General features: G+C 65.9%; 12 protein-coding genes (1 of these 12 running past the window's edge). 10 read left to right on the top strand and 2 right to left on the bottom strand.

Annotated elements, in window-relative coordinates:
* The first annotated feature begins 4 nt into the window (after positions 1–4).
* Positions 5–502, top strand: a complete 498-nt coding sequence (gene lptE / locus ACOYR4_RS21585; RefSeq protein WP_015016122.1) for an LPS assembly lipoprotein LptE — start codon at positions 5–7, stop codon at positions 500–502.
* Between the two features lie 40 nt (positions 503–542).
* Here lptE and rocF read toward each other — a convergent pair whose 3' ends face one another.
* Positions 543–1,520 carry an arginase gene (rocF, locus tag ACOYR4_RS21580; RefSeq protein ID WP_422848000.1) on the bottom strand — a complete coding sequence of 326 codons (978 nt, stop codon included), beginning with the start codon at positions 1,518–1,520 and terminating at the stop codon, positions 543–545.
* A gap of 188 nt (positions 1,521–1,708) precedes the next feature.
* On the opposite strand from rocF, the gene holA reads away from it, so the two are divergent.
* Complete coding sequence (gene holA / locus ACOYR4_RS21575; RefSeq protein WP_422847999.1) at positions 1,709–2,764, top strand: DNA polymerase III subunit delta; 1,056 nt, start codon at positions 1,709–1,711, stop codon at positions 2,762–2,764.
* Positions 2,737–4,110: an NAD(P)/FAD-dependent oxidoreductase gene (locus ACOYR4_RS21570; protein WP_422847998.1), complete on the top strand. Its 1,374-nt coding sequence runs from the start codon at positions 2,737–2,739 to the stop codon at positions 4,108–4,110. The genes holA and ACOYR4_RS21570 overlap by 28 nt, the downstream gene beginning before the upstream one ends.
* Positions 4,111–4,487: 377 nt before the next feature.
* Here the strand turns inward: ACOYR4_RS21570 and ACOYR4_RS21565 are convergent, their stop codons facing one another.
* Positions 4,488–4,826, bottom strand: coding sequence for a hypothetical protein (locus ACOYR4_RS21565; protein ID WP_422847997.1), 339 nt, complete (start codon positions 4,824–4,826; stop codon positions 4,488–4,490).
* A 46-nt stretch (positions 4,827–4,872) separates the two neighbouring features.
* Between ACOYR4_RS21565 and ACOYR4_RS21560 the strand changes: the two genes are divergently transcribed.
* The 7 genes from ACOYR4_RS21560 to gshB all read left to right on the top strand — a co-directional run.
* Entirely contained in the window at positions 4,873–6,153 is a 1,281-nt protein-coding gene (locus ACOYR4_RS21560) for a glutamate-5-semialdehyde dehydrogenase (protein WP_422847996.1), read from the top strand.
* Between the two features lie 60 nt (positions 6,154–6,213).
* Positions 6,214–7,677, top strand: coding sequence for a Trk system potassium transporter TrkA (trkA, locus tag ACOYR4_RS21555; RefSeq protein ID WP_422847995.1), 1,464 nt, complete (start codon positions 6,214–6,216; stop codon positions 7,675–7,677).
* A gap of 27 nt (positions 7,678–7,704) precedes the next feature.
* Positions 7,705–9,171 carry a TrkH family potassium uptake protein gene (locus ACOYR4_RS21550; protein WP_422847994.1) on the top strand — a complete coding sequence of 489 codons (1,467 nt, stop codon included), beginning with the start codon at positions 7,705–7,707 and terminating at the stop codon, positions 9,169–9,171.
* Between the two features lie 96 nt (positions 9,172–9,267).
* Positions 9,268–10,563, top strand: coding sequence for a glutamate--cysteine ligase (gene gshA, locus ACOYR4_RS21545; protein ID WP_015016114.1), 1,296 nt, complete (start codon positions 9,268–9,270; stop codon positions 10,561–10,563).
* A gap of 255 nt (positions 10,564–10,818) precedes the next feature.
* A complete protein-coding gene (locus ACOYR4_RS21540; RefSeq protein ID WP_291441942.1) occupies positions 10,819–12,687 on the top strand; it encodes a potassium transporter Kup in 1,869 nt (622 codons plus the stop codon).
* Between the two features lie 166 nt (positions 12,688–12,853).
* Positions 12,854–14,041 (top strand): benzoate/H(+) symporter BenE family transporter, encoded by a 1,188-nt coding sequence (locus ACOYR4_RS21535; protein WP_422847993.1) that lies wholly within the window; start codon positions 12,854–12,856, stop codon positions 14,039–14,041.
* Positions 14,042–14,093: 52 nt separating this feature from the next.
* A protein-coding gene (gene gshB, locus ACOYR4_RS21530) for a glutathione synthase (protein ID WP_422847992.1) crosses the window boundary here: on the top strand, positions 14,094–14,156 show its 5' end (the start). 894 nt of this gene lie beyond the right edge of the window; only the first 63 of its 957 coding nucleotides appear in the window; the start codon lies at positions 14,094–14,096; its stop codon lies off the right edge, out of view.

Here is a 14,156-nt window from a genome sequence, read left to right as displayed (position 1 = left end):
CCCCATGAACAAACGCACCCTGCTCAGCCTGGCCCCGGTGGCCCTGTTGTCGGCCTGCGGATTCCGGCTGCGTGGCGTGCCGGAGTTCGGGTTTGGTTCGCTCTATATCGTGGCCCCAGCCAGTTCGCCGCTGGCGCGGGAGCTGCAGCGCACGCTCGACGGATCGGGCAGCCAGCTCAAGGTGCTGCGCGACCCGGCCAGCATGCCGACGGCAGAGGCCATCTTCGACCTGCTGCAGGAGCAGCAGGAGCGCGTGGTGGTGGGCCTCAACGCGTCGGGCCAGGTGCGCGAGCTGCAGCTGCGCCTGCGCATCAAGTTCCGCCTGCGCACGCCCACGGGCGTGGAGCTGATCCCGGACACCGAGCTGCTGCAGCAGCGCGACATCAGCTACAACGAAACGATTGCGCTGGCCAAGGAGGCCGAAGAGGCGCTGCTCTACCGCGACATGCGGACCGATCTGGTGCAGCAGCTCATGCGCCGTCTGGCCGCAGCCAAGCGCTAGGAGCGGCTCTGAGCGTCTGTGCGCTCAGGCGCTCAGGCGCTCAGGCGCTCAGCGTTGGCCCCTGGCCATGCGAGGGCACGCGCATCAGCGTGCTCTTGCCAAACAGCGACTCCACCAGGTCCACCGCCAGCACGGCAGTGCGGTTGCGCACATCCAGCGCGGGGTTGAGCTCCACAATGTCCAGCGAGGCCAGGCGCCCGCTGTCGGCAATCATCTCCATGCACAGCTGTGCTTCGCGGTAGGTGGGGCCGCCGGGCACCGTGGTGCCCACGCCAGGGGCAATGTCGGGGTCCAGAAAATCCACATCAAAGCTCACATGCAGGTGGGTGTGGGCGTCCAGCCCGGCCAGCGCCTGCTGCATGGTCTGGCGCATGCCCACCTCGTCGATGTAGCGCATGTCGAACACCTCCAGGCCCTGCTCGTGCACAAAGCGCTTTTCGCCTGCGTCCACACTGCGGATGCCAATCTGCCGGATCTGCGACGGGTGCAGTGCCGGGCCACCACCCGGCATGCGGGCCAGCCCGGTCAGCGCCTCGGGGCCAAACCCGCACAGGCAGGCCACGGGCATGCCATGCACATTGCCGCTGGGCGTCAGGGCACTGGTGTTGAAGTCGGCATGGGCGTCCAGCCATAGCACCCGCAGCTTCTTGCCCACCTCTGCGCAGTGGCGGGCCACGGCGCTGATGCTGCCCAGGCCCAGGCAGTGGTCACCCCCCAGCAGAATGGGCAGGTGGCCCAGCTGCAGCTCGGCATACACCGCGTCGAACACACGCTGGTTCCACTCCACCACCTCGGGCAGGTGGCGGTAGCCGTCCATCGGTGGCTGCCACGGGTTGGCCGGGCCGCTGAGGTTGCCCCGGTCAAACACCTGCAGCCCGTGCGACTCCAGCGCTGCCTGCAGGCCTGCCACACGCAAGGCCTCGGGCCCCATGGAGGCGCCACGCGCACCCGCGCCGATGTCGGTAGGGGCGCCGATCAGGCTGGTGGGCTGGGCGCTGCGCAGGGTGGTGGGAGGCATGGCAATCTGACTTTCTGGGGTGTGGCTGTGAGTGGTCGGGGCGTGGGCGCCCCGGGGAATTCTCAGAGCTTTGGGCGCCAATGAACAGCGCCGCAGCTGATCGGTTCGTGGCCTCCCTTGTGCACTGTGAGGGCATCCGCTGGCAATTTGCACAATGCCGGGTCTGCCCAGGCGATAAACTTTGCCGCATGCAAGTCGCCCTGGCCCAACTCTCTCAGCATCTTCAACGGGGCCTGTCGCCGCTGTATGTCCTGCATGGCGACGAGCCTTTGCTGCAGCAGGAGGCGGCCGACGCCATCCGCGCCACAGCCCGTGCCCAGGGCTATACCGAGCGCAGCAGCTACACCGTGGCAGGAGCCCACTTTGACTGGAGTGCGGTGCTGGCAGCTGGTGGCTCGCTCAGCCTGTTTGCCGACAAGCAGATCGTCGAGATCCGCATCCCCTCGGGCAAGCCCGGCAAGGACGGCAGCGTGGCGCTGCAGCAGATCGCTGAATCGGCCCGGGGCAACGACAGCACCCTCACCATGGTCATGCTACCGCGCCTCGATAAAGCCACCAAGACCGGCGCTTGGTTTGCCGCACTGGAGGGCAACGGCACCTCCATTCAGATCGACCCCATCGAGCGCGGCCAGCTGCCGCAGTGGATTGCCCAGCGCCTGGCCGCGCAGGGCCAGCGCGTGGTGGCGGGCGAAGAAGGCCAGCGCACCCTGCAGTTCTTTGCCGACCGCGTGGAAGGCAACCTGCTGGCCGCGCACCAGGAGATTCAAAAGCTGGCCCTGCTGCACCCGGCGGGTGAACTAACGCAAGCCCAGGTCGAAGCCGCCGTGCTCAACGTAGCGCGCTACGACGTGTTCAAGCTGTCCGAATCGGTGCTGGCCGGGCAGACGGCCCGCGTGCAGCGCATGCTCGATGGCCTGCAGGCCGAGGGCGAGGCCGAAGTGCTGGTGCACTGGGCGCTGGCCGAAGACATCCGCGCCTTGAAGCGCGTGAAAGACGCCATGAACGCCGGCCGCCCCCTGCCCATGGCCCTGCGGGAGAACCGCATCTGGGGCCCCAAGGAGAGGCTGTTTGAACGCATCCTGCCCAAGGCCAGCGACGCCGCCCTGGCGCGCCTGCTGCAGTCGGCCCACACGGTGGACGGCATTGTCAAAGGCCTCAAGCAGCCCGACTGGCCGCAGGACGGCTGGCAGGCCCTGCAGCGGCTGGCGCTGCAACTGTGCCGCCTGACCAGCGCGGCCCGGTGATGGCGGCCGCCGCTGCCCCGCTGCCTTTGCGCCTGCCCCACGACGACGCCACCAACGGTTGGTCCGCCATCCTGCCCCCGCGCACACCACGCGCTGCGCTGCAGGGTGATGTGGCAGCCGACTGGCTGGTGCTGGGCGCGGGCTTTGCAGGCCTGGCCGCCGCACGCCGCCTGGCCGAGCTGCGCCCGCACGCCCACATCGTGGTGGTGGACGCAGGCACCGTGGGCAACAACGCCTCGGGCCGCAACTCGGGCTTTGCCATCGATGTGCCCCACAACATTGGCAGCTCGCTCGAAGAACTGCGCCAGGCCGCGCACTACCAGGCCTTGCTCACAGCGGGCATGAACGACCTGGAGGGGCTGGTGGCGCAGTACCGCATCGACTGCCAGTGGCGCCGCGCAGGCAAGTACCACTGCGCCGTATCGCCCGCCGCCGAGCGCACGCTGCAGCACCATGTGGATGAGCTGCGCGCCCTGGGTGCGCCGCACGAATTGCTGGACCGCAATGCTCTGGCCGCACGCCTGGGCACCCGCTACTTTGCCGCCGGACTCTACACGCCGGGCACCGTGCTCCTCAACCCCGCCGCGCTGTGCCGGGGCCTGGCCGATGCGCTGCCCGCCAATGTCACCCTGCACGAGCAAACGCCGGTGCAGCGGCTGGATTTGTCGGGCGGTAAGGTGGTGGCGCACACCCCGGACGGCAGCGTCCGAGCGCCGCAGCTTCTGCTGGCGGCCAATGGCTTTGCGCAGCAGCTGGGCCTGTCTGGCAGTGCCTGGGGCGCAGAGACGTTTCCGCTGGTCACCTTTGGCTCGCTCACGGCGCCGCTCACGCCCAAGCAGCGCAGCCGCCTGGGCGCGCCCGAGGGCTGGGGCGTGACGCCTGCAAGTGCTGTGACCGGGGCCACGCTGCGCTACACGGACGACCACCGCATTCTGGTGCGCCAGGGCTTTGAATATGCGCCGCATTTCCGCGTCAGCCCTGCGGTGCGCGAGCGGGTGCGGCGTGAGCATGCGGCCGTGTTTGCCGCGCGTTTTCCGCAGCTGGGCGATGTGGCGCTGGAGCATTTCTGGGAAGGCTCGATTGCCATCACCCGCAATGGCGCGCCGCGCTGGGGGCGGCTGGCCCCGCAGGTGCATGGGGTGGCGGGGTGCAATGGGGCGGGGGTGGTGAAGTTCACGGCCCTGGGGGCGTTGGCGGCGGATTTGGCGCTGGGGCAGGACCATCCGTTGTTGGCGCATGCCTTGGCCTTGGGTGGGCCGACGCGGATGCCGCCCGAGCCGTTCATGGGGCTGGGGGTGCGGGCTTATATTGCGCGGGAGAAGTGGTTGGGGCGGGCGGAGGTTTGATTATTTTTGGCTTCTAGTGCTTGTGAGATAAGCGCTGGCAGCTATTAAATTGGTAGTGGTTGTCGGGGCTTGCTCGCTGATTTGGTGGCATGCCTGTGCGCGCGGCGGGAGCCGGGTTGTCGCCCCGGCGGGCGAGGTACTTTTCTTTGCTTCGCCAAAGAAAAGTACCCAAAAGAAAGGCGACCCCACTGTCTGCGTCCCTGCGCTTCGCTTCGGGCAACCTGCGGTGCTCGCGTCCAGCGGGGTCTCGCTCGAACTCGCTGCGCTCAGACAATCGCGAGCCCTGATCCGCTGGCCGCTGCGCTCCTCGGCGCCTACAGAGGGGAGGGGAAACCAACAGCCACTCGGGCCATCGCTGCGCTCGGCCCTTGGGCGTGTCAGAGGGCGTTCAATATGCCCTGTGCTTTTTCTGCCCACATCGTCAGGTTCGCTACCAAATCCTTCTGGCTGAACGAGCAGCTTTCTTCCGAGAACAACGCGCTCGATTCCAGTCGGTCCAGCAGGTTCAGCAGCACCTCGCTGTAGCGCGGGGGCAGGGCGGCGAGCAGGGTGGTTTGCTGGCGGGCCAGGGTGCTGAGGGTGGCGGCGGTGTGGTCGCCGCGTTCAAAGGCTTGCAGGGCCTGGGTGAAGGTGGTGAGCTGGGTGTGTGCGGTGTCGGTCATGGCGTAGCCGGGCGGATCGATGGTGGGTGACAGGCCCGAGGGTAAAGCAGCCATGGGCCCGCGCCCACCGGGCCGATACCAAGTGCGGCAAAATCGCCGGATGAACGCCCTCAACGTCGCTGAATACACGCACTCTCTCGGTCTCCAGGCAAAAACGGCCTCTGCGCTGATGGCCAAAGCGCCGGCAGCTATCAAAAACAAAGCGCTCAAAGCGCTCGCCCGGTTGCTGCGCGAGAACGTGGCCCAGCTCCAGATCGACAATGCCAAAGACCTGGAGCGCGCCGTGGCCAATGGGCTGGCGGGCCCGATGGTGGACCGGCTCAAGCTCACCCCCAAGGTGCTGGAGACTTGTGCCGAGGGCTGTGAACAGCTGGCTGCCATGCCCGACATCATTGGCGAGATCCTCGGCATGAAGCAGCAGCCCAGCGGCATCCGCGTGGGGCAGATGCGCGTGCCGATTGGGGTGTTCGGCATGATTTACGAGAGCCGTCCCAACGTCACCATCGAGGCGGCCAGCCTCAGCATCAAGAGCGGCAATGCCTGCATCCTGCGCGGCGGCTCGGAGGCCATTGATTCGAACAAGGCGCTGGCCAAGCTGGTGCAGCAGGCGCTGGCCGAGGCGGGCCTGCCACAGGACGCGGTGCAACTGGTGCAGACCACCGACCGCGAGGCCGTGGGCCAGCTCATCACCATGCCGCAGTTTGTGGACGTGATCATCCCGCGCGGCGGCAAGGGCCTGATCGAGCGCATCAGCCGCGATGCCAAGGTGCCCGTGATCAAACACCTGGACGGCAACTGCCACACCTATGTGGACGATCCCTGCGACATCGCCATGGCCGTCAAGGTGGCCGACAACGCCAAGACCAACAAGTACAGCCCTTGCAACGCGAGCGAAGGCCTGTTGGTGGCGCGCGGTGTGGCGGCTGAGTTTTTGCCAAAGATCGGCGCGGTGTATGCCGCCAAGGGCGTGGAGATGCGTGGCTGCCCTGAATCGCTGGCCATCTTGCAATCGGTGGCGGGTGCCAAATTGGTAGCCGCGACCGAGCAGGACTGGAGCGAGGAATACCTGGCCCCCATCATCAGCGTGAAGATTGTGGCGGGGGTGGATGAAGCCATTGCGCACATCAACCGCTACAGCAGCCACCACACCGACGCCATCCTGACGCGCGATCACATGCATGCCCAGCAGTTCCTGCGCGAGGTGGATTCGGCCAGCGTGATGGTGAACGCGAGCACGCGGTTTGCCGACGGCTTCGAGTACGGGCTGGGCGCCGAAATCGGCATCAGCACCGACAAGTTCCACGCGCGCGGCCCGGTGGGCATTGAAGGCCTTACTTCGCTCAAGTACGTGGTGCTGGGCGAGGGCGAGGTGCGGGCCTGATGTGCTCCTGAAATAATAGCTAATGGCGCATGTTCGACTAGCGCTTGCCGCCAATTTCATATGAAAATCATCATCCTCGGCGCCGGCCGCGTGGGCCAGAGCGTGGCAGACAGCCTGGTGTCCGAGCGCAACGACATCACCGTCATCGACACCGATGCCGCACGCCTGCGCGACCTGGAATCGCGGTTTGACCTGCGCGGAGTGGTGGGCAACGGCATCGAGCCCGCCGTGCTGGCCGAGGCGGGGGCCGAGGACACCGACCTGCTGATCGCCTGCGCCGCGCAGGACGAGACCAACCTGGTGTGCTGCAAGATCGCGCAGCTGTTGTTCAACATCCCCAAGCGCATTGCGCGGGTGCGGACCACAGGCTTCGAGGCCCATGAACGGCTGGTCGGCCCCGAGGGGTTTGCGGTGGACCGCATCATCTGCCCTGAAGAATCGCTGACCCGCTACATCGGCAAGCTCATCGAGTACCCCGAGGCCATGCAGGTGCGCGAATTTGCCGGGGGGCGCGCTTGCCTGGTGTCGGTGCGGGCGCGTGTAGGGGCTCCCATGGTCGGCCACTCCATCGGCGCGCTGCGCGAGAGTGCGCCAGAGCTGGCGATGCGCATGGTGGCCATCTACCGGCGGTTTCCGGACGAGCCTGACCGTTTCATCGCCTGCGACGGCAGCACGCGCATCGAGCCGGGGGACGAAGTGTTCGTGCTGGCCGCGCACGAGCACATTGCCAACGTACTGGCCGCCCTGCACCGCCCGGCATCCCAGCAGCTCCAGCCTGTGCGCCGCATCATGATTGCGGGCGGCGGCCGGCTGGGTCTGCGGCTGGCGCGGCAGCTCAGCCAGGCGGGCGGGCGTTTTCACATCAAGATCATCGAGGACCACGCGGACCGCTGCGTGGAGCTGGCGTCGGCCCTGCCGCCTGAGGTGCTGGTGCTGCAGGGCGACACCACCGACGAAGACCTGCTGGGTGACGAAGGCATCGAGGAGGTGGACCTGTTCCTCGCGCTCACCGACGACGACGAGGACAACATCATGTCGTGCCTGCTGGCCAAGCGCATGGGCGCGAGCCGCGTGCTGGCCCTCATCAACCGGCGCAGCTATGCCGACCTGATGCACGGCACGCAGATCGACATTGCGCTGTCGCCCGCGCAGGCCATGCTGGGCGAGCTGCTGGCCTATGTGCGCCAGGGCGACGTGCAGGCGGTACACAGCCTGCGCCGGGGCGTGGCCGAGGCGCTGGAGATCGTGGCGCGCGGCGACCGCAAGAGTTCGCGTGTGGTCGGCCGCAAGGTCAGTGACCTGCAGCTGCCGCGCGATGTGCACATTGGCCTGATCGTGCGCGGTCTGCCCGACGCGCCGGAAACGGCGGGGGCAGCGGCTGCCGATCTGCGCGAGCCCGAGGTCATCATTCCGCGCAGCGCCACGGTGATCGAGAGCAACGACCATGTGGTGTTTTTCCTGCCCAACAAGCGGCTGGTGCGCGACGTGGAAAAGCTCTTCCGCGTGAGCGCAACTTTTTTCTGACCCGGCACCGAGCTGCGCGAGACCTCCATGACGGACATGTTTCCCGTTCTGCGTGTGCTGGGCATTCTGTTGATGATCTTCTCGCTGTCCATGGGCCTGCCGCTGGCGGTGTCGCTGTGGACGCGTGATGGCGTCTGGTTTGTGTACCCGCTGTCCATCGCAGCCACGATGCTGGCCGGCGCGTGGCTGTGGTGGCGGCTGCGGCTCTTTCGGCAGGAGCTGCAACCGCGCCACGGCGTGATGCTTGTCTCGCTGGTGTGGGCGCTGTTGCCCCTGTCGGCCGCGCTGCCGCTGATGCTGGCGGGGCACCACACCGGGCACCCGCTGTCGTTCACGCATGCCTACTTCGAAGCGGTGTCGGGCCTGACGACCACGGGCTCCACCGTGCTGGCGGGCCTGGATGCGCTGCCGGTGTCGGTGAATGTGTGGCGCACCTTTTTGCAGTGGATGGGCGGCATGGGCATCCTGATCCTGGCGGTGGCCGTGCTGCCGCTGCTGGGCGTGGGCGGCAGCCAGTTGTTCAAGGCCGAGGCGGCGGGGCCGCTGAAAGACACCAAGCTCACGCCCCGCATGACCGGCACGGCCAAGGGGCTGTGGGGGGTGTATGCGCTGTTTTCCACACTGTGCGGCCTGGCCTACTGGGCGGGGGGCATGGCGCCGCTCGATGCGTTGATGCACATGTTCACCACCGTGAGCCTGGGCGGGCTGTCATCGCACGACCTGAGCTTTGGCTACTTCCAGTCGCCGCTGCTGGAGGCGATCTGCATCTTCTTCATGTTGGTGGCCAGCTGCAATTTTGCGCTGTACTTCGTCGCCATTCGCAAGGGCCAGTGGGGCGGCTTCTGGCGCGACCCGGAGCTGCGGGCCACGCTGGTGACGCTGATTGGCGGCGGTCTGCTGGTGGCGCTGCTGCTGTGGGCCAAGGGCGTCTATGCGCCACTCGATGCCTTGCGCCATGGCATGTTCAACTTGGTGTCGATGGCCACCACTACCGGCTACGCCACGGTGGACTACCTGGCCTGGCCCGTGTTTGCGCCGGTGTTCATGCTGCTGTTGTCGGGCGTGGCCACCAGTGCGGGTTCGACGGGCGGGGGCATCAAGATGGTCCGCATGCTTATCCTCGTCAAGCAGGCGCGCCGCGAGATGAACCGCCTGGTGCACCCGCGCGCGGTGCAGCCGGTGCAGCTGGGCGATGCCGTGGTGGACAACCGGGTGATCTTCTCGGTGCTGGCCTTCATGCTGGTTTACGGTGGCACGGTCTTTGGGCTGAGCATGGTCATGCTGCTGACGGACCTGGACCCGGTGACGGCGTTCTCGGTGGTGCTGGCCAGCGTCAACTGCGCGGGACCAGGGCTGGGCAGCGTAGGGCCGGCGTCCAACTACGCGGTGCTCACCGATTTCCAGATCTGGGTGTGCACCCTGGCCATGCTGCTGGGGCGGCTGGAGATACTGAGCTTCATGGCCTTGCTGACCCCTGCGTTCTGGCGCCGGTAGGCGGCAGGGCCGTGGCATCACCCAGGGGTGGCTTGCGAAAACCCGGCCTGACCCCACATCCTACAATTCACTGCAATCGCTTCCCGAGGGCTTTCCATGGTTCCGCATCTCATCACGGCCCTCACCGGGCCGATCAACGAACTCGAACAGCGCATTCTCGACTCGATGCCCGCCATCGAACGCTGGTTCCGGCTGGAGTGGATGGAGCACACGCCGCCGTTCTATACGTCGGTAGACATCCGCAATGCAGGCTTCAAGCTGGCGCCGGTTGACACCAACCTCTTCCCGGGCGGCTGGAACAACCTGACCAAGGAGATGCTGCCGCTGGCTGTGCAGGCTGCGATGGCCGCCATCGAGAAGATCTGCCCCGAAGCGCGCAACCTGCTGATCATCCCGGAGAACCACACGCGCAACACGTTCTACCTGTCCAACGTGGTGCAGCTGCAGCGCATCTTCAACATGGCGGGCCTGAACGTCCGGGTAGGCTCCATCAGCCCTGAGATCAAGAAGTCCACGCTGATCGAGTTGCCCAATGGCGACACCGTGACCCTGGAGCCAGTGGTGCGCACAAAGCGCCGGCTGGGACTCAAGGACTTTGATCCCTGCACCATCCTGCTGAACAACGACCTGACCGCAGGCGCCCCCGGCATTCTGGAAGACATCCACGAGCAGTACCTGCTGCCCCCGCTGCACGCCGGCTGGAGCGTGCGCAAGAAGAGCACCCACTTCAAGAACTACGAAGAGGTGGCCAAGCGTTTTGGCAAGATGCTGGGCATCGACCCCTGGCTGGTCAACCCCATGTACAGCCAATGCGGCGAGGTGGACTTTGCCGAAGGCACGGGCATGGACCAGCTGCAGACCAGTGTGGATGCGCTGCTGACCAAGGTGCGCCGCAAGTACAAGGAATACGGCATCAACGAAAAGCCCTTCGTGATCGTCAAGGCCAACAACGGCACCTACGGCATGGGCATCATGACCGTGCGCGACGCCAAGGAGCTGGACGCCGTCAACCGCAAGACGCGCAACAAGATGGCCGTGATCAAGGACGGCCAGCCGGTGAGCGAGGTCATCATCCAGGAAGGCGTGCTGACGCAGGAGCGCGTGAATGACGCCGTGGCCGAGCCCGTGGTCTACATGATGGACCGCTACGTGGTGGGCGGCTTCTACCGCATGCACGCCGAGCGCGGTGTGGACGAAAACCTGAACGCCCCCGGCGCGAGCTTTGTGCCCCTGGCCTTTGAGCACAGCACCCACATGCCCCAGCCTGGCGTGCGCCCGGGCGTGAGCGCACCCAACCGCTTCTATATGTATGGCGTGGTGGCCCGGCTGGCGATGCTGGCGGCCAGCTATGAGCTGGAGGCCACCAACCCGGACGCCGAGGTGTACGACTAAAAGCCAGGGTCTTTGGGGCCCTTTGCGGGCCCGTAGGCATCGGGTTTTAGCGCCTTTGCCGCCTGGGCGGAGGCTGTACAGCGGGCGCGGGGGAGAGCGGCGGCCCCGCATGCCATGCCCGCGCCCGGTTGCCAAGGGCGAGTTGCTGCGTTGCAACATGGGGTTTCGCCTCCAATCGCTTGATCTGGCTCAGGCGCACAATAGCGTTCCCAAAAGTAACGGAACCCCGTCTGGCCGAGCGCCCGGGGGTGGTCAGTGCAAAGCTCCAAGTCATCGCTCGCAGCGCTCACGCTGGGCGCCATCGGTGTTGTGTATGGCGATATCGGCACCAGTGTGCTGTATGCCGTCAAGGAGGTGTTCGGGTCCGGCCATGTGCCTTTCACGCCCACGAACGTCTACGGCATCCTCTCCATCTTTTTCTGGACCCTCACGGTCATCGTCTCCCTGAAGTACGTGGTGCTGGTGCTGCGCGCCGACAACCACGGCGAGGGCGGCCTCATTGCCATGCTGGCCCTGGCCTCCCAGGCCGTCAAAGACAAGCCCCAGTTGCGCAGCGTGCTACTGGGCGTGGGTATTTTTGGCACCTCGCTGTTCTATGGCGATGGCGTCATCACCCCGGCCATCTCGGTGCTGTCGGCGGTGGAGGGGCTGGAGGTGGTGTCCGAGCACTTTAAGCACTACGTGATTCCGATCACGCTGGTGGTGCTGTTTTGCCTGTTTGCCGTGCAAAAGCGCGGCACAGGCGGCATTGGCAAGTTTTTTGGCCCCATCACGCTGGTGTGGTTCGTCACCATCGCGTTGCTGGGCGTGTCGCACATCGTGGGGCACCCGGAGATCTTGTGGGCGCTGAGCCCGCACCACGCGCTGGGCTTCATGTGGGCCAACCCGGGCACCAGCTTCATCATTCTGGGCGCGGTGGTGCTGTGCGTGACGGGCGCCGAGGCCTTGTATGCCGACCTGGGCCACTTTGGCAAGCGCCCGATCCGCATGGCCTGGTTTGGTGTGGCTATGCCCTCCCTCACCCTCAATTATTTTGGCCAAGGCGCGCTGCTGCTGGCCGAGCCCGAGGCCGTCAAGAACCCCTTCTATCTGATGGCTCCCGATTGGGCGCTGGTGCCTTTGGTGATCCTGGCCACCATGGCCACCGTGATTGCTTCGCAGGCGCTGATCACCGGCGCGTTCAGCGTGACCAAGCAGGTCATCCAGCTGGGCTACCTGCCGCGCCTGAACATCCAGCACACCAGCGTGCGCGATACGGGCCAGATCTACATGCCGCTGGTCAACTGGGGGCTGTTCGTGGCCATCGTGCTGGCGGTGGTGATGTTCCGCTCGTCGAGCAATTTGGCCGCAGCCTACGGCATCGCGGTGACGCTGGACATGCTGATCACCACCACGCTGACCTTCTTCGTCATCCGCTACGGCTGGCGGTATCCGCTGGCGCTGTGCATTGCGGCCACGGGCTGCTTCTTTGTGGTGGACCTGGCGTTCTTCGCCTCCAACCTGCTCAAGCTGTTCCAGGGCGGCTGGTTCCCGTTGATGATCGGCGGCATCGTGTTCTCGCTCATGATGACCTGGAAGGAAGGACGCCGCTTGCTCAACGACAAGCTGCGCGCCGATGCCATCGACCTCAAGGACTTTCTGGAATCGATCTTCATCAGCCCCCCCACCAGGGTGGATGGCACGGCCGTCTTCCTGACGGCCGAAACCGGCGCGGTACCCAATGCCTTGCTGCACAACCTCAAGCACAACAAGGTGCTGCACCAGCAGAACCTGTTTGTCACCGTGCATAACCATGAGACACCCTGGATTGGCCTGGACAAGCGGCTGCAGGTCGAGTCGCTGGGGCACGACTGCTGGCAGGTGGTGGTGCACTATGGCTTCAAGAACGACCCCGACCTGCCCCGCGCGCTGGAGCTGCTGCGCGGGCGAGGCTGTGAGCTGGAGCCCATGACCACCAGTTATTTCCTGTCGCGCGACACCGTCATCCCCACCATCGGCAGCGGCATGGCGCCCTGGCGCGAAAAGCTGTTCGCTCAGATGCACCACAACGCCAGCGGTGCGGCCGACTTCCTGCACCTGCCCAATAACGCGGTGGTCGAGCTGGGTTCCAAGATCGAGATCTGACCGCCGGGACTCTCCAGGCACCCTGCAGGTACTGCGAGGCAGTTTGAGGCGGTTTTGCTTGGTGGCGCTAGTGCTAATTGCCTGGAATGCTATCAATAATGTAGTGATCGGGGCGAACCGCCCGTCTGTCTCATTGCCCGGTGCGCGCGGTGACAGAATCGCGCCCATGCAATTTTTCAAAGACCTGAGCCTTTCCACGGCAGTGGCGGGCTTCGTGGCGGTGCTGGTGGGCTTTACCAGTTCGGTGGCCATCGTGTTCCAGGCCGCGCAGGCGTTTGGCGCCACGCCTGCGCAGATCACGTCCTGGATGTGGGCGCTGGGTCTGGGCATGGGGCTGTGTTCGCTGGTGCCCTCGCTGATCCTGCGCCAGCCCGTCATGGTGGCCTGGTCCACACCGGGCGCCGCCGTGCTGGCCACGGCCGGGTTGGCGGGCGGCTTCAGCATGGGCGAGGCCATTGGCGCCTTCATGCTCAGCGCCTTGCTCATCACCCTGGCGGGTATCACCGGCTGGTTTGAACGCGTGATGAACCGCATCCCCATGGAAATCGCCGCTGCCTTGCTGGCTGGCGTGCTGACCCGCTTCGGCCTGCAGGCGTTTGCGGCAGCCCAGACGGCGCTGCCTTTGGTGCTGCTGATGTTGATGGTCTATCTGGTGAGCCGCCGTCTGGCTGCGCGGTATGCGGTGGTCATCACCCTCGCAGCGGCCGTGGTGTTTGTGGCCGCCCAAGGGCAGATGGCCTGGTCGGCGGTACAGCTGGAGTTGGCCCTGCCGGTTTTCACCGCGCCCCAGTTCAGCGTGGCTGCCGCCGTCAGCCTGGCGATTCCTTTGTTTGTGGTGACCATGGCTTCGCAAAACCTGCCCGGTGTGGCGGTCATCCGAGCGTCGGGCTACGACCTGCCCATTTCGCGGCTCATCACGCTCACGGGTCTGGCCACCCTGGTGCTGGCGCCTTTTGGCGCGTTTGCGCTCAACTTCAGTGCCATCACCGCTGCAATGTGCATGGGCCCCGAGGCGCACGCCGATCGCAACCGGCGCTACACGGCCGCAGTGGCATGCGGCGCCATCTATGTGGCGATCGGCCTGTTTGGTGCGGTCATCACGGGGCTGCTTACCGCCTTTCCCAAAGAGCTGGTCGTGGCCATCGCGGGTTTGGCCTTGCTGGGCACTATCGGCAACGGTCTGGCGGCGGCGCTGCGGGACGAGTCTCACCGCGAGGCGGCGCTCATCACCTTCCTCGTCACCTTCAGCGGCGTGGTCATTGTTGGGGTGGGCTCGGCCTTCTGGGGCGTGGTGGCCGGCAGCATTGCGCTATTTGTGCAACAGTACAGGCGTTCGCAGCCCAGCGGCGCGTGAGCCGCCTTGGCTGCTTGGGCCCCTGGCCTCCTCCCTTTCTTGACCCGACACCATGAAACTGCTCTTCATCGCCGACCCGCTGCAAAGCTTCAAGATCTACAAGGACACCACCTTC

The sequence above is a fragment of the Acidovorax sp. M14 genome, from assembly GCF_049331375.1.
In the GTDB taxonomy this organism is placed as follows: Bacteria; Pseudomonadota; Gammaproteobacteria; order Burkholderiales; family Burkholderiaceae_C; genus Acidovorax.
This window is presented reverse-complemented; position numbering and strand designations above follow the sequence as displayed.